The sequence below is a fragment of the Treponema putidum genome (assembly GCF_024401155.1).
Taxonomy (GTDB): Bacteria; Spirochaetota; Spirochaetia; order Treponematales; family Treponemataceae; genus Treponema_B; species Treponema_B putidum.
This window is the reverse complement of record NZ_CP038804.1, coordinates 1748490-1770533: the sequence shown is the minus strand read 5'-3', so window position 1 is coordinate 1770533 and position 22044 is coordinate 1748490. Positions and strand designations below refer to the sequence as shown.

22 protein-coding genes and 1 pseudogene are annotated in these 22044 nt (G+C 37.8%); 17 read left to right on the top strand and 6 right to left on the bottom strand.

What is annotated here, in order from left to right:
* The first annotated feature begins 32 nt into the window (after positions 1-32).
* Positions 33-1640 carry an ATP-binding protein gene (locus E4N74_RS08225; protein ID WP_255817207.1) on the top strand — a complete coding sequence of 536 codons (1608 nt, stop codon included), beginning with the start codon at positions 33-35 and terminating at the stop codon, positions 1638-1640.
* A gap of 8 nt (positions 1641-1648) precedes the next feature.
* Here E4N74_RS08225 and E4N74_RS08220 read toward each other — a convergent pair whose 3' ends face one another.
* The gene (locus E4N74_RS08220; RefSeq protein ID WP_338113355.1) at positions 1649-3274 is read right to left on the bottom strand and encodes a ClC family H(+)/Cl(-) exchange transporter; all 1626 of its coding nucleotides are present in this window, start codon (positions 3272-3274) and stop codon (positions 1649-1651) included.
* Positions 3275-3476: 202 nt separating this feature from the next.
* Here E4N74_RS08220 and E4N74_RS08215 point away from each other — a divergent pair, with 202 nt between their 5' ends.
* From E4N74_RS08215 to E4N74_RS08185, 8 genes and pseudogenes are all read left to right on the top strand, one after another.
* Entirely contained in the window at positions 3477-5552 is a 2076-nt protein-coding gene (locus tag E4N74_RS08215) for a hypothetical protein (protein WP_255817205.1), read from the top strand.
* Between the two features lie 95 nt (positions 5553-5647).
* Positions 5648-5821: a PcfB family protein gene (locus E4N74_RS08210; RefSeq protein ID WP_476718557.1), complete on the top strand. Its 174-nt coding sequence runs from the start codon at positions 5648-5650 to the stop codon at positions 5819-5821.
* A gap of 59 nt (positions 5822-5880) precedes the next feature.
* Positions 5881-6132 (top strand): annotated as a pseudogene (locus tag E4N74_RS08205) (recombinase family protein); the annotation flags it as partial.
* Positions 6133-6267: 135 nt separating this feature from the next.
* Complete coding sequence (locus E4N74_RS08200) at positions 6268-6957, top strand: flavodoxin family protein (protein WP_255810425.1); 690 nt, start codon at positions 6268-6270, stop codon at positions 6955-6957.
* A gap of 144 nt (positions 6958-7101) precedes the next feature.
* On the top strand, positions 7102-7239 hold the full coding sequence (locus E4N74_RS12915) for a hypothetical protein (RefSeq protein ID WP_369426247.1): 138 nt from the start codon (positions 7102-7104) through the stop codon (positions 7237-7239).
* Positions 7240-7342: 103 nt separating this feature from the next.
* A complete protein-coding gene (locus tag E4N74_RS08195) occupies positions 7343-8278 on the top strand; it encodes an acyl-CoA thioester hydrolase/BAAT C-terminal domain-containing protein (protein ID WP_002680020.1) in 936 nt (311 codons plus the stop codon).
* Positions 8279-8388: 110 nt separating this feature from the next.
* Complete coding sequence (locus tag E4N74_RS08190; RefSeq protein ID WP_002680014.1) at positions 8389-8640, top strand: DUF3847 domain-containing protein; 252 nt, start codon at positions 8389-8391, stop codon at positions 8638-8640.
* Positions 8641-8835: 195 nt separating this feature from the next.
* Positions 8836-9600 carry a class I SAM-dependent methyltransferase gene (locus E4N74_RS08185; protein ID WP_255817204.1) on the top strand — a complete coding sequence of 255 codons (765 nt, stop codon included), beginning with the start codon at positions 8836-8838 and terminating at the stop codon, positions 9598-9600.
* A 132-nt stretch (positions 9601-9732) separates the two neighbouring features.
* Here the strand turns inward: E4N74_RS08185 and E4N74_RS08180 are convergent, their stop codons facing one another.
* Positions 9733-10122: a DUF3784 domain-containing protein gene (locus tag E4N74_RS08180; RefSeq protein WP_255817203.1), complete on the bottom strand. Its 390-nt coding sequence runs from the start codon at positions 10120-10122 to the stop codon at positions 9733-9735.
* 254 nt (positions 10123-10376) lie between these two features.
* Here E4N74_RS08180 and E4N74_RS08175 point away from each other — a divergent pair, with 254 nt between their 5' ends.
* Complete coding sequence (locus E4N74_RS08175; protein ID WP_044977542.1) at positions 10377-11084, top strand: hypothetical protein; 708 nt, start codon at positions 10377-10379, stop codon at positions 11082-11084.
* Between the two features lie 16 nt (positions 11085-11100).
* Positions 11101-11781, top strand: coding sequence for a zinc metallopeptidase (locus E4N74_RS08170; protein ID WP_044977541.1), 681 nt, complete (start codon positions 11101-11103; stop codon positions 11779-11781).
* Between the two features lies 1 nt (position 11782).
* Here the strand turns inward: E4N74_RS08170 and E4N74_RS08165 are convergent, their stop codons facing one another.
* Both E4N74_RS08165 and E4N74_RS08160 read right to left on the bottom strand, forming a co-directional pair.
* The gene (locus E4N74_RS08165) at positions 11783-12574 is read right to left on the bottom strand and encodes a class I SAM-dependent methyltransferase (RefSeq protein WP_044977540.1); all 792 of its coding nucleotides are present in this window, start codon (positions 12572-12574) and stop codon (positions 11783-11785) included.
* Positions 12575-12633: 59 nt separating this feature from the next.
* Entirely contained in the window at positions 12634-13188 is a 555-nt protein-coding gene (locus tag E4N74_RS08160) for a GNAT family N-acetyltransferase (protein WP_044979656.1), read from the bottom strand.
* 122 nt (positions 13189-13310) lie between these two features.
* Between E4N74_RS08160 and eno the strand changes: the two genes are divergently transcribed.
* The 6 genes from eno to E4N74_RS08130 all read left to right on the top strand — a co-directional run bounded on the left by eno (position 13311) and on the right by E4N74_RS08130 (position 18986).
* Positions 13311-14612 (top strand): phosphopyruvate hydratase, encoded by a 1302-nt coding sequence (eno, locus tag E4N74_RS08155; protein ID WP_044977539.1) that lies wholly within the window; start codon positions 13311-13313, stop codon positions 14610-14612.
* Between the two features lie 413 nt (positions 14613-15025).
* Positions 15026-15742, top strand: coding sequence for an HAD family hydrolase (locus tag E4N74_RS08150; RefSeq protein WP_044977537.1), 717 nt, complete (start codon positions 15026-15028; stop codon positions 15740-15742).
* A 202-nt stretch (positions 15743-15944) separates the two neighbouring features.
* Complete coding sequence (locus tag E4N74_RS08145) at positions 15945-16235, top strand: DUF2087 domain-containing protein (protein WP_044977536.1); 291 nt, start codon at positions 15945-15947, stop codon at positions 16233-16235.
* A 114-nt stretch (positions 16236-16349) separates the two neighbouring features.
* The gene (locus tag E4N74_RS08140) at positions 16350-16871 is read left to right on the top strand and encodes a hypothetical protein (RefSeq protein ID WP_338113354.1); all 522 of its coding nucleotides are present in this window, start codon (positions 16350-16352) and stop codon (positions 16869-16871) included.
* Between the two features lie 145 nt (positions 16872-17016).
* On the top strand, positions 17017-18279 hold the full coding sequence (uraA, locus tag E4N74_RS08135; RefSeq protein WP_044977534.1) for a uracil permease: 1263 nt from the start codon (positions 17017-17019) through the stop codon (positions 18277-18279).
* A 56-nt stretch (positions 18280-18335) separates the two neighbouring features.
* Complete coding sequence (locus E4N74_RS08130) at positions 18336-18986, top strand: C39 family peptidase (protein ID WP_255817202.1); 651 nt, start codon at positions 18336-18338, stop codon at positions 18984-18986.
* A 53-nt stretch (positions 18987-19039) separates the two neighbouring features.
* Here the strand turns inward: E4N74_RS08130 and E4N74_RS08125 are convergent, their stop codons facing one another.
* Positions 19040-20221 (bottom strand): YibE/F family protein, encoded by a 1182-nt coding sequence (locus E4N74_RS08125; protein ID WP_255817201.1) that lies wholly within the window; start codon positions 20219-20221, stop codon positions 19040-19042.
* A 77-nt stretch (positions 20222-20298) separates the two neighbouring features.
* Positions 20299-21900: a 5'-nucleotidase C-terminal domain-containing protein gene (locus E4N74_RS08120; RefSeq protein WP_255817200.1), complete on the bottom strand. Its 1602-nt coding sequence runs from the start codon at positions 21898-21900 to the stop codon at positions 20299-20301.
* Between the last annotated feature and the right edge of the window lie 144 nt (positions 21901-22044).

Sequence of the window (22044 nt, the reverse complement as noted above, 5' to 3'; positions counted from 1 at the left end):
TCAATTTCTTATTTTTCTGTTATACTATGTTTATGAGTACGATTAGAAAAATGCCGATAGGCGTTCAAAGTTTTGAAAAACTTATAACAAACGGTTTTTTTTATGTTGATAAGACCGAATATATATGGAATTTGGTTAAAAATCCGGCTCCATATTTTTTAAGCCGTCCGCGCCGTTTCGGGAAAAGCCTTTTGCTTTCTACATTAAAGGCCTACTTTCTCGGGCAAAAAGAACTCTTTAAAGGCTTGAAAATCGAAAAATTTGAAGAAGCCGAAAAAGAAAATCGTGGAATTTGGCAGGAATATCCCGTGCTCTATTTGGATTTTAATCTTTCAAAATACGAAACAAGGGAGGATTTGGAAAGCCTTTTAAACAATCATCTTTGCAGATGGGAAGAGCTTTACGGTAGTAAGGATTCCGAAAATACTCTTACAGAACGCTTTTTCGGAGTGATAAGCCGCTCTTATGAAAAAACCGGCAGGCAAGCTGTTATTCTCATCGATGAATATGATAAGCCCCTTCTTCAAACGATGTGGAAAGATGAGGCCTTAAACGAAACCTACCGCACAATCCTTAAAGGCTTTTTCGGAGTTATAAAAAGTGCAGACCAGTACCTCCGCTTTGCATTTTTAACCGGAGTTACAAAATTCAGCAAGATCAGCATATTCAGCGATTTAAACAACTTAAGGGATTTGAGTTTATTGTCGGATTATTCGGCTATCTGCGGTATCTCGCAAGAAGAACTTGAAGCCGATTTTAAACCTGAAATTAAAAATCTTGCAGAAAAAAATAACTTGACTTATGATGAAGCTCTTGCAAAATTAAAGCAGAGATATGATGGCTATAAATTTTCTGAAACCGGAACGAATATGTATAATCCATTCAGCTTGCTAAATGTTTTTGCTGACGGAAGAATGCGTGACTACTGGTTTGCGACAGGTACTCCGACCTTTTTGGTAGAATACTTAAAAAAGGCTTATTACAATATTCCCGACCTTGACGGAAATATTCAGCTTGATGAGCAGGGTCTTAATGAGTATAGAGCTGATCCTATTCTCCCTCTGCCAATATTGTTTCAATCCGGATATTTGACAATCAAAGACTATAATGACTTTGCGGGTCTTTACCGTTTGGGATTTCCTAACGATGAGGTGCGTTACGGTTTTTTACATAACCTTATGCCCGCCTACACTTCGATAAGGGCTGACAAAACAGGGCTTTCGATTTGGGAATTCTACGAGCAGATTGAGGCGGGAGATGTAGACGGGTTTATGCAAAAGATGAAGGGAATAATATCGGGCATTCCTTATGATAACTTAACCGAAAAAGATTTAGCCTTACGTGAACAAAATTATCAGACAGCGGTTTATCTTGTGTTCGCTCTTATGAACCAGTTTGTGCACACTGAAGTTCATTGTGCAACCGGACGGGCCGACTGCATTGTTGAATTTAAAGATAAAGTTTATATCTTTGAATTTAAGCTGACTTCAAATGAAACGGCAGAGAATGCCATTAAGCAAATCAAAGAAAAAGGCTATGCAGACAAGTACTCGGGAAGAGGTAAAAAAATAATTGCAATCGGTTCTAGTTTTGACGAAGAAAAACGGACTATCAAGGACTGGGTAGTATGTAACTTGTAATTAAGTTTTTAATCTATAACTTGAGCCATCTCGGCAATCTGTTCCAAATGGAATTCGACATAGTGTCCGTGTGTTAAAACCACCAGACGATCTCCTGCCGAGATAAGAGTGCTGCCGTCGGGAATGATTTCTTCTTCGCCCCTCGCAATGCTAACGATTAAACATTCATCAGGCCATTGGACATCCATAATTTTCTTTCCGTCCAAAAAAGATTCGGGAGAAACGCAGACTTCAAAAACCTGCTTGCCGTGTTCTTCCGCTTTTTCTTTTTTATTTGCAAAATCTTCACTGTCTAAAATCTGTTTTAAAAGAACCTCGTCATTAGGCGGCGACTTTATTATGTTTGCCGTAATATATGCAGCTGCTGTGGTCAGCACCAAGCCTCCCAAATGGAAAAGGTCTCCGCTTGTTTCTGCAAGAAGAACTATGGCTGTAACCGGAGCCTTTATTACGGTAGTAAAAAAGGCGGCCATCGCAAAGACCATCAGGTTTACGGCATATTGAGCTTCAATTAAATTAAAATAAACCAAGATGTTCGAAAATATAATTCCCGTCAAAGCTCCGCATGAAAGAAGAGGAACAAATATGCCGCCTATGGCTCCGGAGCCTGCCGAAAGGCCTGTAAAAATTATCTTTGCCGCAAGAATCAGAACGAGCATGGAAAGCGGAAAGCTGTGTTCTGCAATGGCTTCAATCAGATGATCTCCTCCGCTTGCCGCAAGGGGCAAAAAAATACAGACAGGTACCGAAATAAGATACGGAATCAATGGCGAAAATTGGGGAGAAATCTTTAATTTTCTGTACATCTTTTGAGAAGTATAAATAGATTTTTTAAAAAGATGTCCGATCAGAGCTGCCGCGGCTCCCATCAAAATTAACCAGCCGAAATATTTTATAGGGAAAAGTTGAAGACCGTGAAAATCAAAAATAGCTCCCTGCTTAAAAAATAAGGAGGCTGCAAGGTCGCCTGCAAAGGCTCCGAGCATTACGCAGGTTAAAAGGAGGGGGCTAAGATATTGGTGCAGGTCTTCGATTGCAAAGACGATTCCTGCAAAGGGAGCTCCGAAAGTTGCGGCAAGCCCTGCTGCAGCACCGCTCGTTACAAGGCAGACTCTTTCAATATGGGAAGTCTTGCCGATTTTTTCAAAGGCACTTCCTATGTATGCTCCGATTTGAACGGAGGGGCCTTCCCGTCCGACTGAAAGGCCTGCACTTATGTTTAAAACACCGCCTAAAAATTTTAAGGGTAATTCCGGCCATGGACTCATATCGAGCTTTTTCATAAATTTTCCCTTGATCTGTGAAACTCCGCTTCCCTTTATCATAGGATATTTTTTGATGATAAAGCCCATAAAAAGCCCCAGAACCGTTACCGTCAAAATTAGAACGCCAAAGCCGAAGACCGTACCGAACTGTCCGCTTACTGCCTTATCATAAACATCAATTCGTAAGCTTGAAAGAAAATCGATGGATTTTCTAAATGCCGTAATGGCAAGCCCTGTGAGGATTCCCACTATAAAACTTTCTCCAGTAATAATAAGATGATTGCCGTACCAATTTTCAAGAATTTTCTTTGTGCTTAAACCCGTGTATTTCATCCTTGATATTATATAAATAAGTCTTTTGCCTGTCAATTAAAATGCGCTCCAAATATCATGGAAAGCAAGATTAATGAAAAATGTAAATCCTTACCGTGTCGGTTGACAGTGTCTTATTGCGCTTTTTGACATCACAGGCGGTTTAATAAAAATATTAAAAATCGATTTTCATAACCATAAATACCCTCTTGATAAAAAAATGATGACGTGCTACTTTAACTTTTAGTTGGAGGAAAGCTTGAAAAAACATATTTGGAAATTTGCAAGATTCGGCGGGGTAACTCAGTTGGTGTTTGAAACTGCCGATGATATTCTTAACCTGAGACAATTAGATCAAAAGCTTTGGACTACATTAGCAATGCCGACAAAAGGCATTTTCTTTAATCCCGAAACGGCTGCCATACTGGATACGGATGCCGACGGATTTATCCGCCCTCTGGAAGTTTTAGATGCCGTCGATTTTTTAGCAGAAAGTTTACAGGATGCCGGTATCATCATGAAAGACGGCGATACACTTTCACTCGGTGATATAAAAAGTACCGAAATTGCCAAGACAGCGGAATGGGCCTTAAAAAGTCAGGGAAAAACAGGCAGTATAATTTCACTTGCGGATATTGTAAACGAAAATGAAATTATAAAATCAAATGAACTCGGAGAAATATCCGATAATGACAGCGATGATCTCCGCCTGAAAAAAGTGCTTTCACTGTATGTAAAAGAAAATATAAACAGCACGAGTGAAGCCATCTTTGACATGTTTACTAATGACAGGAACCAATGCCTCCAAAACACCGAAGATTTAAAAGCCGTCAGTGCCGGTTTGGAAACCGCATCGATGCTAAAAGCCGTTGCCGCTTTTGAAGCCGTTAAAAACAAGATAGACGACTTTTTTGTACGTTGTAAACTTTTGACCTATGTCAACGGGGACAATACGCCCCTCACCGACTACAGTGAAATTTTTAAAACCTTCACTGCTGTTGAATTGAACACCTCCAGCGAAAAATTACGCGAGCTTCCCATTGCATTGCCGAATACAGAAATGCTTTTGGACACACAAAGCAAAATAAACCCGGCTTGGGCAAATGAAATAAAAAAGCTCTACGCAGATGCTGTTTCACCTTTATGCGGAGAGATTTTGGTACTGACAGAAAATGATTGGAAAAATATTTCACAAAAAATTTCCGACTTTACTACGGTGTATTCAAAGCAGGCTGAAATTAAGGCTGCAAAAATCAATCCTCAGTTTTTGGAAACAAAGCTCAATCAAAAAGATGAAATTATCACGGAAATAAATGAACGGTTGACCTTTGAAAAGGAAAAACAGCACATCCAATCGCTTAAAAAATTATTGCTCTTTCGAAAAGACTTTTTTACACTTTTGAAAAATTATGTCAGTTTTTCCAACTTTTATACCGGAGGAGAAACGGCCTTTCAGGCAGGCGTTTTATTCTTTGACACAAGGGCAACGACCTTGTGCTTTGAATTAAACGGAGATGACCGACATGCAACCTTGGATATTTTGTCGGGAGCGTATTTACTTTACTGTGATATAACACGAGGAACAGCCAAGCGAAAACTTTTGGCTCTTTTAACCAATGGCGCTTCTGACAATATTGTTGTTGGAAGAAATGGTTTGTTTTATGACAGAGATGGAAACGATTGGAACGCAACTATTACTAAAGTTATTGCCAATCCGGTCAGTGTGCGTGAAGCGTTTTTCTCACCGTATAAAAATTTAGCCCGCATGATTGAAGAGCAAATTGCAAAAAAGGCAAATGCAGCAAACGAAAAATCGGATGCCCTCGTTGCAACGGCCGCAGACAAAACGGTCAATATGCCGAAAGAAGCGGCGGCGGCTTTGCCGAACAAAAAGCTTGATCTTGGGACGATTGCTTTAATCGGAACAGCAATAGGCGGAATTTCAACTCTCATCGGAAGCTTACTTCAAGCATTATTCGGCTTAGGCTTGTGGGTACCTATCGGACTCATCGGGCTTATACTTATTATATCTGGACCGTCGATGATACTGGCCGCCATGAAATTACGCAAGCGAAGTATCGGCCCAATTCTTGAAGCAAACGGCTGGGCGATTAATGCACATGCAAAAATCAATATTCCTCTTGGAAGCTCGCTTACAAAATTGGCATCATTGCCGAAAAACGCACGGCTCGCACACCTTGACCCGTTCGCCGAAAAGAAAAAGGGTAGAAATATTTTTATTGCCGTTTTAATCCTGCTGCTTGCAGCCGCCGGTGTTTTTTGCTATTTTTATCTTATTAAAAAAACGGGTATCTATCCGTTCAATCTAAAATAAAACCGAAAACACACAAAGGGGAGATGGAGCACCATTCGTCATTCCATCTTCCTCTTATTTGTCGAATTGACGCACTTTCGGAATAGTGAAAATCACTGCTCCTTGACAATATCAAAGACTTTGAAGGAACAGCCAAGAAGTATGGAATTGATTTTGCTTTGAAGAAGGACATTTCAGAGAATCCACCAAGATATTTAGTTTTCTTCAAGGGCCGTGATGCAGATGTGATGGAAGCAGCCTTTAAGAAAGATCGTGGGGTGGAGCTATGAGTGATTCTTCACATCGGAAACAGGAGTGATATATAGATACAAAAAAGGAGGATAATGCCATGATAGAATATCATAATAAAATCACAGCACTATACTCCCGCCTTTCAGTTGGTGATGAGGACAGGGACGGTGGCGAGAGTAATAGTATTGTAAATCAAAAAGCATTTTTAGAAAGGTATGCACGAGAGCAAAAGCTGATAAACATTCGCCACTATACCGACGATGATGAAAGCGGTAGGTTCCTTGACCGCTCAGCCTATACACAGATGATAAATGATGTAGAACAAGGCAAAATCGGAATTGTCATCATGAGTTTAAGGTAATACATTCTAAGGGGGAATAGTAGCGAGTAAGTGGGAAATCTGGCAGTAGAAAAAAAATCGCTTAAAAATGTTACAATATTAGCCGATATAGACAAATAAATTTGAATTTATGGTGGTGATTTTATGAAAATAGTTATTATACATGGTCAAAGTCATAAAGGTTCAACATATAATAGTTCAAGAATGCTTGCAGATAAATTGGGTGGAGAAGTATCGGAATTTTTTCTACCAAAAGATTTTAATCATTTCTGTATTGGGTGTGGGAATTGCTTTACTAAAGGAGAAAGTATGTGTCCGCATTTCGAACAATTACAGCCAATTACAAATGCCATAGATGAGTCGGATATAATTATTCTTGCAAGCCCTGTATATGTATATCATGTTACAGGTTCAATGAAAGCGTTTCTTGACCATTATGGTTATAGATGGATGGTTCACCGACCAAGTGAAAGTATGTTTTCAAAACAAGCTGTCTGTTTTTCAACAGCTGCTGGGGCAGGAATGAAAAAAGCTAATAAAGATATGGCAGATAGCACATTCTTTTGGGGATGTGCTAAAACTTATAAATTAGGTATTGCAGTTTGGGAGACGGATTGGAAGAGAGTTGACGAGAAGATAAAATCAAAGGTTGACCGCCAAACAACAACTCTCTCGAATAAAATAAAAAGCAACTATACAATGGTAAGACCTTCAATAAAAACAAGGATTTTATTCAATATCATAAGAATTATTCAAAAAAAGGGATGGAATGAGAGAGATAAGACATATTGGCAAGAGAAAGGATGGCTTGCTAAAAATCGTCCATGGAAATAATCAAATCCCGGTTGTTTGTTGAACTGACAATTTAATAAAAACTACCACAGAAACAGTAAATCGGAAAAAGGTTTACTGTTTTTTCTTTGTTTAAAAATAAAAAGAGAGGAAAACAGAAAATGAACTTACAAAAGAGATAGAGCCATGTCCCGAAAACCTGATGGCATTTTAATAAAAAAGATTAGAGGAAAGACCTTTGTAACAGAGATATATTTTGATAAAAAGAGTAAGGAAACATTTCAAGATAAAATGTTCAAAGTTATACATTCAAAGGGTAAATAGTAGTGAGTAGAGAAATATGACAGTAGAAAAATATCGAAAAAAATGCTATAATATTAGTCAATATAGATAAACAAATTTGAAGTTGAAGAGGAGAAACTTTCCCATGAAGAAAGAAATCAAAACAATAGAGAAAGATGGATATAACGGCGTATACTGGCCGAATCCGAACGGCAGTAAATATTGCATGATTGCCATGCTTGGTGATGATACAAAAGACATGATGGCAAAGGGTGGCGTCAAATGGCTTCAAAAGAAAGGTCTGAACGTCCTCACAATGTCACCGGCCCCAAAAGATTACGGTCACCATAACTATCCACTCGAACGTTTTGAGAAGGCACTTGCATTTCTGAAGACGATGGGCAATGAAGAAATCGGTATTATGGGTGCCTCGACAACTGGTATGCTTGCGCTTGTCGCAGCGTCATACTTTTCGGAAATAACGCTTACGATAGCCATTTCTCCTTCTGATTTTGTGATGGAAGGTTTTTATCAGGATGGGAAAGACGGGGCTCACGAACGTCCGGGAGACGGAGAGTCATCTGTTTCATATCACGGTAAGCCGCTTCCTTATCTGCCCTATGCGTATCGCCATCCGGAATACTGGCAGAAAATATCTGAGGAAACCAAACGGCGTGGCGCGATGGTTGCCAGTCGCGATTTGTTCGATGAATCGGAGAAAAGGCATCCCGTGCAGGAAGCCGAGAAAATAAAGGTGGAGAATATAAAGGGTCGCATTCTGCTGATTGGTGCGGAGGATGATGTACTTTGGGATACCTGTAAATACATTCGTAGAATGGAAAACAGGCTGAAAGAAAGGGACGCGGATAACAGTGTAGTTCTCATGACCTATGAACATGGAACGCATTTTATTTTTCCGCAGACCATGTTAACAGGCATTCTTCCTGTGGGTTCCGGGCTGTTTATCAGCATGGCTTTTAAGGAGGCAAAGCAGTATCCTAAAGAGTGTAAGCAGACGAGGATTGAAGTTGATGAGCGCTTATCGGAGGAACTAAAGCAGTGGATAAATTCGGCTCGATAAATCCCAGTTTGTAGAACTAACAACTTAATAAAAATTACCACAGGAACAGTAAATCAAAAAAGGTTTACTGTTTTTCTTTACTCAAAATTAGAAAGGGAGGAAACGAGAAAATGAAAAACATTGAAGAAAAAATCTTAATGGCAGATGAAGAAATCAAGCAGTTACAAAACAAAAGGAAAAAGCTCATCAGTCAGCAGAAACAGGAAGAACGAAAAAAGAGAGATAAAAGGATATATGAAAAAGGGGCAGTCTTTGAAAGTATATTTACTGAAAGTAAAAATCTAACCAAAGATGAATTTTATCAGCTAATAACAAGTCAAAGAAATAAAGATGAAATCAATCTTAAAAATCATAGAGAGTAGAGAAATTGCAACAAGAAAACAGAGAACTATCACAGGAAAGAAGCAAGAATTAGACCTGTACAAATTGGCTAAAAAAATGGTATAATATTACAAACATCGAGTAAAACAAATTAGAATTTGTAGAGGTGAGAAAAATGTAATGGCAACACATCCAACTTAAATCGAAATAGTATAAAATTACGAGGAGATTATAAGATGAACAATTATATAAAATTAAATGAAGATAGATGGAATAATGTAAAAAATGACTATACTGAGCCATTGACACATGAAGAATTAGAAGAAGTTAGAAATAATTCAATTTCTGTTGCATTAACTGTTGGGAAAAAAGTTCCGAAAGAATGGTTTGAAAAAGCCAACGGAAAAAAGATATTAGGTTTAGCTTGTGGTGGTGGACAGCAGGGTCCGGTTTTTGCTATAAAAGGTTATGATGTAACCATAATGGATTTTTCTAAATCACAATTACAAAGAGATGATATGGTTGCTAAAAGAGAAGGCTTAAAAATCAATACAGTCCAAAGCGATATGACAAAACCATTTCCATTTGAAAATGAAACTTTTGATATTATTTTTAATCCGGTTTCAAATGTATATATAGAAGATTTAGAAAACATGTATAAAGAAGCCTCTCGAGTATTGAAAAAGGGTGGACTGTTAATGGTCGGATTTATGAATCCTTGGATATACATGTATGATGCTGACATTGTATGGGACAAACCCGATGAGGAATTACTTTTAAAGTTTTCAATACCTTTTAATTCAAAAGAGCTTGAACAGGAAGGCAAGATAACCATAAATCCGGAATATGGATATGAATTTAGCCATACCTTAGAAACTCAGATTAGAGGACAACTTAAAAATGGTCTCGCTATGATAGATTTTTATGAATCATGTGATAAAAGACATAGATTATCACGTTATGGAAATGACTATATAGCTACACTCTGCATTAAACTATAATGTTAAGGAAGACGCAGGCCAAGAAGATTGAGAAAAAGAATCCCCATCTTCCTCTTTCTGCGAATTGTGCTTTACATTTAAAGAGCATCTCAAAAAATTCAACAAGTTTTTGTGGTGCTCAAATATCGTTTATCATGCAAAAATAACTACAGTTAAAATAATCAAAACGACAATATTTATAAACACAATAAATGGAATAACTTCGTTTAGTCTTTTTTTATTTTCTTTTACTAAAAGGATCGAAACTGTAATCATTGTAAAAATTACATAGACTGCTATTACAAGTTTTTCGGTTTGCTTGGATATTTGAAAAAATTGAAAAAAAAGGCCTACTGCCAAGGAAAGGACTGAAATAAAATAAAGGTAAAACCCTACATGTTTGCCTATGGAAGAGGCATTGTATTCTTCTTTTTCCTCTTTGCTCATCATATTATAACCTGCAATCAAAAAATAGAATTTAAACTTATGAATTAAAATACCGAAAACCGCAAGCACTGCTGCAATTATATAAAAAGTTATCATTCCTTCCTCCAAAAACGTTTTACCTTAAATTTAAGTATAGCACGGTAAATTATCTTTGTAAATGCATCAAATTCTATGTGTCAAATTCTATGCATCTAATATTTATTTTGAAACTTTTTGAGCTTATTGTACTTTATATTTATATCTGATATAAATAGATATGATAAAAAGCTCGGCAGGAATACTGCCTCATTTTTTATCTGCCGAATTTGCTATTCGGCAAACGGCGTATTATTTTTATAGGAGAAATGAAAGTGAAACATATTAAAACCATCATGCTTGTGCTGATTGCGGGACTTATTTTAACGGCCTGTGCACCTAAGGCCGACGTCTTTGTTCAGGCATCGGGAGATGTTGTGGTAACCTTGGATATTCAAACAGGGAAAACAATAGACGCCCTGCTTGAAAATGCGGCTCAGTTTACTGAAGAAGAAAAGTCAAAAAGCCGTTCCATTTTTAACGTTGAAGAAATAAAACAAGAATTGGAGTCGAAGGGTATAAAAGTTTTGAACATGACTACCAATTCGATAGCGGGCATAAATGCAAAAATAAAAATCATGAGTAAGGACATGGATAGTGAAACCTCCTTTGTAAAAACGGATATGAAGGCAGGAATTTTATCCTTGAGTATAGGCCCCGATAACATAAAAGAATTTGTGAATATGCTTTCAGAGGATGACAGGGAATATGTAGAGCTTTTAATGGCTCCTGCTATAACCGGAGAACCTATCGGAACTGCGGAATATGAAGAGCTTATTAAGGCCGCCTATGGGGAAAAGTTAGCATCCGATTTAAAAAAATCGAAGTTCCATGTTTCTATTACCTGTCCTAAAAAAATTAAAAGCATAAAGATTACCCCTTTTGCCTCTTCTTCTCAGGACGGAAATAAGGGAACCGTGGATATTCCCCTTTCAGAATTGCTTTGTGTAAGAGACCCCATCTTTGTTGAGGTCAAGTTCTAAATTTTTTGGAGGTGTTATGTATTTCGATTATTATTATTTGATTTTGGTCGTTCCGACTCTGCTGTTATCCTTGTATGCCCAATTTAAGGTAAAGTCTGCCTTTTCAAAATATTCCCAAGTGCAGACCATGAGAAAGGTATCGGGCAAAGAAGCTGCCGCCCTCTTGCTTAGATCGAATTCGATTTCTGATGTAAACATTCAAAGGGTAGGGGGAAGTTTAAGCGACCACTATGACCCCTCTCATAAGGTTTTACGCCTTTCGGAGCCTGTATACGATAAAACTTCTATAGCTGCCGTAGGCGTTGCCGCCCACGAAACAGGCCACGCCATTCAAGACAAAGAAAAATACGCCCCCCTAATCTTACGCAGCACCTTGGTGCCGGTTGCAAACATAGGTTCGACTGCCGGCCCCTATCTGGCCCTTGCCGGTATTATCTTTAGAATGAACCTGCTTCTCAACATAGGCATCATCCTTTTTGCTTGTGCGGTTTTGTTCTATCTTATAACCCTGCCGGTTGAAATAGATGCTTCAAGGAGAGCTCTAAAAATATTGGAACACAATGCCGTTTTAACCCAAGAAGAGCTGAAAGGAGCTCGGAAGGTTTTATCGGCTGCAGCCCTAACATACGTGGCCTCAGCTCTTACTGCAATGGCAAACTTATTGCGCTTAATTTTAATTTCAAGGGATAGAAGGTAGTTTAATTTTTTTGAATAAGAGAAAAATAGATGGGGCCTGCTCCCTCCGCCTTATCGGGAAGAAAACGGAATCCGTATTTTGTTTTTTCAGGAAGGATGGGGCCAAGGCTATCGAGCTTGTCTTCAAGCCTTACTTTTTCTTTATACTTTTTTATGAGCTTTTCGATTAAGGAATCGTTTTCTTCATCGGCGAGGGCACAGGTAGAATAAACTAAAAAGCCCTTAGGCTTAAGGAGTAAAAAGGCCGCAGACAAAAGTGCCCACTGCCTTTGACTTAAATTTTTTATGCGGGCTTCTGTCCACTGTTTAAGGTATTTTTCGTTTTGGAGAACATGCCTCTCGGAAGAGCAGGGAGCATCCAGTAAAATTCTATCATAAAGTTCTTGGCCGTAGCGGGGCATTCGGGAAGCATCATAGGAAGAAACTCTTATCCGTTTTCGGTTCTCTTCGCTTAAGTGTTCATCAAGCACCCTTATAAGTCTGTTCCGCCTTTCGGCAGAAAGTTCGTTTGCCTGTATTTCGGCATTCTCTTTAATCCTGCTTAAAAGGACTAAGGTTTTTCCTCCGGGGGCGGCGCACATGTCCAGGCAGATTCCTTCTTCAAGAACGGGCATTGCCTTTGCCGCCCGAATGCTTGCATAATCCAGATAATAGTTTTGTATGAGGTTTTCACTGTAGGCTTGTGCCTTGTTTTCTTCTAAAAGGGCGGCTTTTAAGCTCTGCCATCTTTCGCCGAAAATCGAAAGATAATAGCTTTCAAAGCCCTCGGCTCCGCTTAATTTTTGCTTTTTCATAGCCTATTATTCTAACAAGGTTTTCCGATAAATCAATCTCGATAAATCAATCTTATAGATCAAACTATTTCAAACTCAGGATGCTTTGCGTAAAAATCTTCAGGGATAATATCCATTAATATTATATCGTGCATTTTACGGTTTCGGATTAAAGCTCCTCTCCTTGCGCCTATTTTTTTAAAGCCTGCTTTTTCGTAAGCCTTAATAGCTCTTTCATTATAAGAATATACATTTAAAATGATATTGTGTAAGTTTAGTTTTTGATAGGCATAGTTTATGAGTAAGCACATAGCCTCGGTACCGTAACCCTTTGACCAATAGGCCTTGTTCCCTATAAAGATACCGAGCTCGGCTGTCCTATTCATATGATTGATACTCATAAGCCCCACATTTCCTATAAGCTCATCGGTCTCGGAATCTACTATTGCGTAATTATGTTCTTTTGAAATCCTATCGATTATAATGCGCTCGGCTTCAAGGCCTATAATCGAAGAAGCAAAATTAAGATATTCAGACACTTCTTGATCGTTTGCCCAAACAGCGTATTTTTCCGCATCTTCAATCCTCATTGGGGCAAGATAACATTTTTTTCCGATAAGTTTTTTGATGTACATGAGCCGAATTATATCTAAAAGAAAGAGGATGGTCAATATCTTTACCGTGTTTTATTTTCGGCCTTGATTTTATTTTGCAATAAGAGTAGAATTAAGTATAGGCTTATCTTAAGGAGGTTAATATGTCTGATATTATTTATATTGAAGGCCGCGAGATTTTGGATTCGCGGGGAAATCCGACTGTAGAGGTTGAGGTTCAGTTAAGCGATTTTAGCTGCGGCAGAGCCTGTGTTCCTTCCGGGGCTTCTACGGGAGAATATGAAGCTTTGGAAATGAGGGACGGTGATAAGAGCCGCTACATGGGAAAGGGTGTTTTAAAGGCTGTTGATCAAGTTAATACGGTTATTGCCGAAGAACTTGACGGGGCTGATGCTTTGGATCAGGCCGAAATAGACAATATGCTTATCAATCTTGACGGCACCGAAAATAAATCCAAGCTCGGAGCAAATGCTATGCTCGGTGTTTCGATGGCTGTAGCCCGTGCCGCTGCCGACAGTTTAGGCTTGCCGCTTTACCGCTATTTGGGAGGCGTTCACACTATGCAGATGCCTGTTCCCATGGCTAATATCATAAACGGCGGCCGTCATTCCGACAACAAGATAGATTTTCAAGAGTACATGATTATGCCTGTAGGAGCTCCGTCAATCCGTGAAGCCATAAGAATGACAGCCGAGGTCTTCCATGCCTTAAAGGACATTTTAAAGAAGGACGGCCATGTTACGGCAGTAGGAGATGAAGGCGGTTTTGCTCCCAATATCGAAAATGTTCAAGCCTTAGATTATATAATGAAGGCTATCGAAAAGGCCGGCTACAAACCCGGAAAGGATGTGGTAATAGCTTTGGACTGCGCTTCTTCCGAGCTCTTTGATGCAGGCGACAGAAAAGGCTATAAATTCTGGAAGTCGGAACCTTCTAAAATTTTAAATGCCGATGAGATGGTAGACCTTTTTAAGGATTGGATAAGCAAGTATCCGATTGTTTCTATTGAAGACCCGCTCGATCAAAATGATTGGGAAGGCTATGCAAAGATGACAAAGGAATTGGGAAATCAGATTCAGATTGTGGGTGATGACTTTTTTGTAACAAACACAAAACGACTTGCCCGCGGTATTGAAGAAGGAGCTTGCAATTCTATTTTGATAAAGCTCAACCAAATCGGAACCGTTACCGAAACAATCGATGCCGTAAGAATGGCTCAAAAGGCCGGCTACACCGCCGTTATCTCGCATCGCTCAGGCGAAACCGAAGATGCCTTTATTGCCGACTTAGCCGTAGCTCTTGAAACCGGACAAATTAAAACCGGTTCAATGAGCCGAAGCGACCGCATCGCAAAATATAACCAGCTTATGAGAATTGAAGATGAGCTCGGCTATAACGCCCGCTATGCAGGCATGTCAACATTTGCAAACCTGATAAAAAAATAAAAGGATACAGACTTTTAACCGGCATGGTTTATTAAAGCCTTGCCGGATTTTTTAATAGGTGATGAATAAAATAAAAGTTAAAAGTTATTTTGTTTAAATATTTTAAGATGTATTATGTCAATAGTTTACACTAGATAATTTATAAAAAAACAACTAAAATAAAGAAATTATAAAGTGATAAGTAAAAGATGTAATTTTGATTTTAAAAGACCGCATGATTCTTATTTTAGAATTAAGGAAAATTATATAGAATGTGAGTCATATAACACTATTATAAAATATTTAATAAATGACTATGTAAGGAATTTTGAAGAAGAAAAATTTTATATAATTGAATTTACAAACTGGCGATATATATATCAAATTAGAAAAGTATTGCAAGAATTTTATTTATTTTAAAAGGTAGAGGCTATATGAAATATACATCTTATCTTTTTGATATGGGTTCCACCTTATTGGAATTTCATAATTCAAAATGGAATGAAAGTGAAATACTTAAAAACGGTCATAACCGTATGATAGCTTATATTTCTAATATTTACGGTAAATCCATTGCCGATAAAATAGACAAGGAAGTTATTTTACCTTGGTATGATTATGTTGAAAATGAACGTAAAATCAAAAGACTGGAATACCGTATTTGTGAAGCCTTGTTCTTAAAATTTGGAAAGTTAGGAATACATGTTTCCTATAAAGAAATTATTGAAATATTAAAAAAAGATTATCTTGATTTTTATAATTATGCTCATCCTAATGAAGGGGTAATTAATTGTCTTAAAATTTTAAAAGAGAAAGGTTGTAAAATAGGTGTAGTTTCAAATATTATGTATCCTAAAGAAATATATCTTGAAATTTTTATGAGGGAAGGGGTTGATTTATTTATTGATAATTATACCTTCAGTTATGAAAATACCTATATGAAACCTCATCCTTCTATTTTTTTACGAGCTCTTATATCGCTGGATGCAAAAATCCATGAAACGCTTATGGTGGGAGATAATGAAAAAGCCGATATTATGGGAGCAAAGGCTGTAGGCATAAAAACCTGTTTATATGATAAAGATAAGAAGTATAGACAACATCAAGCTGACTTTTATATCAATGATTTTATGGAAATTATTGATAATTAAATAAAATGGAAAATCAGATATAAAATATTGGGGTGTAATAATAAAGACAAATATACGTCGGAGGTAGATACGCAATGGATTCACAAATTATAACCGCTGCAAGATTAGAATCAATGGGGAAATATCAAGAAGCTTTGGCTGCTTATGAAAAAATTATTGTTGAAGATAACCGATAGTATTTAAGATGGAAGAAACTGGTTTTATGAATTTACCGATTTTAAAAAAACAAATTTCACAATTTCTTGATGAAGAAGGCCGTATTGTCAGATGGCCCAAGAAAACTTATGATAAAATAAATGTCTTAAAATATCTGCAAAGAAAATTTGAACCTGATAAAAAATATTCTGAAATTGAAGTGAATACAGTCTTAAAAGCTTGGCACACATTCAATGACCATGCTCTGTTGAGACGTGAGCTTTTTGATAAATTTTTATTGGAGCGGACACCTGATTGTAAAGAATATTGGGTTAATACAGATAAAATTATGACTTAAATGATATTACTATGACTGATGAAGAAAAAGTTAAAGTACTAATAAAGGAGTTAAAATAAACTGATATTTTTAATTATTTTTTTAAGTTTTGATTTTTTTCTTTCTCTATTTTTAATGATTAGGGGTGTCAAAAAATATATGATTTCACTTGATACCTATTTTTTAAATATGGGATTAATAACAACTATTATATTCATTGAGATATTGGCAGGCATAAATTCATATTATTTGGATTTTGTTTTTATACCTATTATTGTTTGGGTTTTCGGTGCATTTTTTTTGATTTATTTTATAGTGTGTGAGCATAAAACCTATTCAAATGTACAAGAAATTATTGTTCATCTCAGTTCGACAGGAAGGCACAAAGGCCTTTGTGATACTTTGTTGGAAGGCTTTATCAAATTTGGTACATGTATGCCTCCACGAGGTTTTTACGGCTCCGATACATATTTATATCGACAAAGCTTTTTGGAATTTTCTAATTTGGATTTAACGGGAGAATCAGAAAACTTAATCAAATTACAAAAAATTGTTCGGAAAGCACGCATTATAACAAAAATATTGATTTCTCTTTTTATAGCTTTTGCCTTGCAAATAATTCCGGTAATAATCGGTGTAATGATGAGAAAAAGTTGATAAGCCCTACACAAAGTATACAGCATTTTATATAACATTTTATGAGACAGTGAGGGTCTCCTATCAGATTAAAAATTTTTGTATAGATGCGGCGATTGACTTATTTATCAATTAGTTATACTATACAGCCCCGATGGAGATTAGTATGTCAAATAAAAGAATTTATCAAGTCGACGAAAAAGTTCCGGCTGGGCTTTTCTTACCTTTAAGTATTCAGCACACATTTGCAATGTTCGGTGCCTCGGTTTTAGTCCCGATTGTCTTCGGAATAGATGCGGGTATCGTACTATTTATGAACGGTGTGGGAACCCTTTTGTTCATAGCTATAACAAAGGGCAAAGCTCCCGCCTATTTAGGTTCAAGTTTTGCCTTTCTAGGGCCTGCAACCCTTATAATTTCTTCTATGGGTTTTCAATATGCCCAAGGAGCCTTTATAGTAACGGGACTTTTAGGCTGTCTGATTGCTTTTATAATTTATAAGTTCGGAACCTCATGGATAAACGTAATCCTGCCTCCGGCAGCTATGGGTGCCGTAGTTTCTCTGATCGGCTTTGAGCTTACAAGTCTTACCGTTCAAGGCGGAACTATCGGGGCAAACATTATGACGGGCACAGCTTCACGGGGCGATATAATAGTCTTCTTTATTACGATAGGAGCTGCCGTTTTAGGCTCAGTTCTTTTTAAGGGCTTTTTATCCACCATTTCCATTTTGATTGCAAGTATTGCAGGCTACATAGCCGCAACCTTTTTCGGGATGGTAGATTTTTCAATAATAAGAGAAGCGGGGCTTTTTACCCTTCCTCATTTTCAGCTTCCTAAATTCGATCTCATGGCCGTTATAACAATGCTTCCGGTATTACTCGTTATCACAAGTGAACACATAAGCCATCAGGTAGTAACTTCCAACATTGTCGGAAGAGACCTCCTAAAAAACCCCGGCCTACACAGGAGTATCTTTGCCGATAATTTTTCGACTGCTCTTTCAGGTCTTGTCGGAGGAGTACCCACAACAACCTACGGTGAAAACATAGGCGTTATGGCAGTTACCGGTATTTACAGCGTTTATGTAATTGCAGGAGCCGCAATAATTTCAATCTGCATGGCCTTTATAAGCCCCCTTGCAGCCCTAATCCGCACCGTGCCCGGGAACGTCATCGGAGGCATAACCTTTCTTCTCTATGGAATGATAGGAGCCTCAGGAATACGCCTTTTAGTAGATTCAAAGGTCGATTATTCAAAATCAAAAAACTTAATCCTAACCTCGATAGTATTCACCACAGGATTGAGCGGCCTCAGCATAAAATTCGGTGAAATCGAATTTAAGGGAATGGTTTTAGCCTCCCTCGTTGCCGTCGCTTTAAGCCTTATCTTCTTTATTTTTGAAAAACTTGGAGTGCTGGAAGAATAGAGGGGTGACAGTATTCTCAAAAAAATATTGGATAATTATTGGCAATGGAAATTTTGATGCGGATACAAAAAAGATTTTTGTTTTTCTTTTTAGTACTCATTCAGCTTGCCGTTTTAATCGCAAGTCTAGGCAGAGCTTTTCCGTCCATCGGATTAAACACAAAAGAAAACCATAGACAAAAAAATATCTTAGCCATGAGCGATATTTATTACCGTCAAACTTTTAATAACTGTGCACCCTATTCTGCAATGGCTGCGATAAATGTAATAACAAAAAAAGAAATAGATCCGGAACTTTTAGCAAGAGAAACAGGATGGCGGATAAAAAATAATTTAACCATGCCGCAAGGCCTTATTCAAGTATTGCACAAACACAAAATAAAAACAAAAGAAGCAATTTTATCCTGCTGTTCCGATGCCGAAAAAATTAATTGGATAAAAAATACAGTCGACGAAGGAAAGCCGATTATTCTTTTAATAAAAATAAAAAAAGTTTTGCATTATGTAACGGTAATAGGTTACGACGAAAAAGGTTTTATTCTTTACGACTCTCTGCAAGAAAAGACAAAATCAAATCCGCGAAAAACAATAAAAGACAAGCCTCAATATTACGGAAATCGTTATTACGAATATTCCGGCCTTATAAAACTTTGGGATAAGGGAGGCTATAAAATATTTTTTAAAAATTGGGCATTGGTTTGCGGATAAAATTAGTTTCTTTTGAAAATAAAAGATTCCGTACCTCAGACTAAAAACCTTTTTTAGTTCTTTCTAAAAATATTTACTAAGTTGACGGTTATGGGAATCGTACAGATTAAACCTATACTTCCGGAGACGGCACGCAATATCTCGGCTGATAAAATTTCCAAATTTATGATTTCGGTAAACCCGTGCGAAAAAATGATAAAGAGTAAAAGCACGGGAATTGACGTACTAACATAGGCTAAAATAAGCGTATTGGACATTGAGCCTATAATATCCCGCCCTATATTCATCCCCGATTTTATAAGCTGCTTATTCGGTATCTTAGGACTTACAGCTACAATCTCCCACATTGAAGAAGAAATAGACATAGCTACATCCATAACGGCTCCGAGGGAGCCTATCATAATACCTGCAAATAAAAGCCCCTGATAATCTATTTTACGGTACTGAGGAACAAAGGCTAACATTTGAGCATCTTCATTTCCTAAACCTGAAAGTCTTAAAATTTTTCCTGCAACAAAAGCAAAAAGGCCTGCTATAATAACACCGCCTATAGTTCCTAAAATTGCCGTATAGGTTTTGTTATTCCTTCCCGAAATGATAAAAAGAGTAATAACGGAAGCAAGGCTGCAAATTATAATAGCCCAAAAAATAGGATTATAACCTTGAAGGATAAGAGGAAGAAAAATTCCGAATATAAGACCTACGGTAAGCCCTAGTGATATAAGAGCTTTTAAACCGTTTTTTTTACCGACAAAAATTAAAACAGCTGCAAAAATAAAAATAAGAGCATAGACTTTATAGTCCCTTGCCCTCTCATAAATACGCAAATTGTTTACCTTCCCCGTTTCATCTTCATCCAGCTGTAAGATGAGTTTTTCGTTTATCTTAAAAATAAGTCTATAAGGGATCGCAAGCTCTATTGTGTTCCGTATTGTATAAACCTCTCCTCTATGCTTTCCGGTTAAAATTTTTATCTTTAAATGCTGATACCGAAAGTCCGATTCTATAGGAATGTCGGGGCGGTTTTCTCTTGTATCATCAAAAACAATCTCTATAACTTTAGCCTTTACAACCTGACTTTTGGGAGCATTCATATAGGAACTATAATAACTGCTTAACCCATCATACTTGTTATCCATATCTTGAGATAAATTTCCGGAGGAAATTTGATCTGAGTCTTCCGCATATAAATTAAAAAATAAGAGGCTTACAATAAAAAGGAAAATATTTTTCATGTTTAATTCCGGTCATCTTTATTTAATAAAAAAGCGGCGAGAAAGTTTTTCTACACCGCTTTTATAATCCAATCCTGTTATTTGCTTATATCTTTAATATAATCGACAGGTATGGGTTTAATTGTTTTAGCCTTTTTAATGGCATCAATGAGAGCATCTCTTATGGATACGCTTTCGGCAGAATTTGCTGCCTTGCTAAAATCGTAGGAATCTCCTCCCGTAAACATAAAGCTGTTTACAACAACCCTATATTTTTTATTCATATCAAGGGGTGTTCCGTCCATAAGCGTAATCTTTGTAATTCTGTTTTCAAAAGGCTTTCTGCCGTCATATTCTACCCTTAAACCTGCAAACTGACCGTCGGTAATATTAGGATTCATTATACCGTGATCAATTGCCTTTTTAATCTCAGAACCGGGAAGATCGAAAACAACGAGATAATTATCAAAGGGCATGATCTCATAAAGGTCGCCTACGGTGATATTGCCTGCTGCAAGGGTTCGGCGTAAGCCTCCTCCGTTTTGGATGGCTATATCGGCCTTTCCCAATTGGCGTTGAACTTCAGCTGCCCATGCACCCAAAAGGGTATTGCTTCCCTTTTCACTTCTTTCATGGGTAAACTCGCCCTCGGCAACACCGATTACTTCACTCATAATAGGTTTCAGCTCCGTGTCATATTTTGCAAAGAGAGCCTTGCCTTTTTCATCCTCGATAAGAGAATCTTTGTGTTTGTAGATTTCATCAACTGCCGATTCAATCTTTGCAATCTTGTTCTCGCTTCCGAAGGTGATGCTGAGTTTACCTACAGCCCTGCCGTAACAATAGGCTTGAAGTATGGGAATACCGTTTACATTTCCTGAAACTGTTCGATGGCTGTGAGCCGAAAGAACAGCATCCAAGCCCTTAATTTCGGTAAGTTTAACTGCATTTCCGCTGATTTTTCCATCTTCTTGGAATGAATCGATGTGGGTTAAGGCGATAATTGCATCGGGCTTGCCTTCTTTAGCCTTTCCGGCTAATAGATAGTCTACCCATTCTTGGCCTGTTTTTACCGGATCGGTAAATTCCAAACCGCTTACATGTTCAGCGCTTGTCAATACAGCCGTATCTGGGTGAGCCAAGCCGATAAAGGCAATCTTGTAGTTTCCTTTTTTGATGATAGAATAAGGCTTTGCCCAGGACACAGGCTTTCCCGTATTCTTTTCAACAATGTTTGCAGCCAAGAAGGTAAAGTTTCCGTCCTTTTGCCACTTTGTCATGCGGTTTGAACCCCAGTCAAATTCATGGTTACCTACGGCACAGACTTTTACATCCATAGCCCTCATCATAGCCGAAACGGGAGCTCCATAGGTAAGATTGGATATGGCAGTTCCCTGATAGTTATCGCCTCCTGCAACCACAATGGTATTAGGATTTTCCATTCCGGCAGTGCGGACATAGCCTATCATCTTAGCCATACCGGCATTCTTTCCCTTTCCGGGACGGGTATCTTCTGCAACATTTCCGTGAAAGTCGTTAAAAAGAAGAATATCGACCCGGTTTGCAGGCGCCTTTGCCTCAATTCCCGCATACTGACCGCTTACATCATGGGATTCGGTTTCACATCCTGTAAAGGCGGCACTCAGGATGAGAACGATTACAACAAAGCCGACGGCTTTAAAAAATTTGCTGTTCTTCATAAGCATACTCCTAATAATTTGATAGTAAAATTATACACCAGTACAAGAAAAATTACAAGTTTTTTAAACGATTTAGAAAATCGACTGCAGCTGGAATAGGCAATCTATTGCAGCTGCAATCGACTGCCTATTGAACCGCCAAAT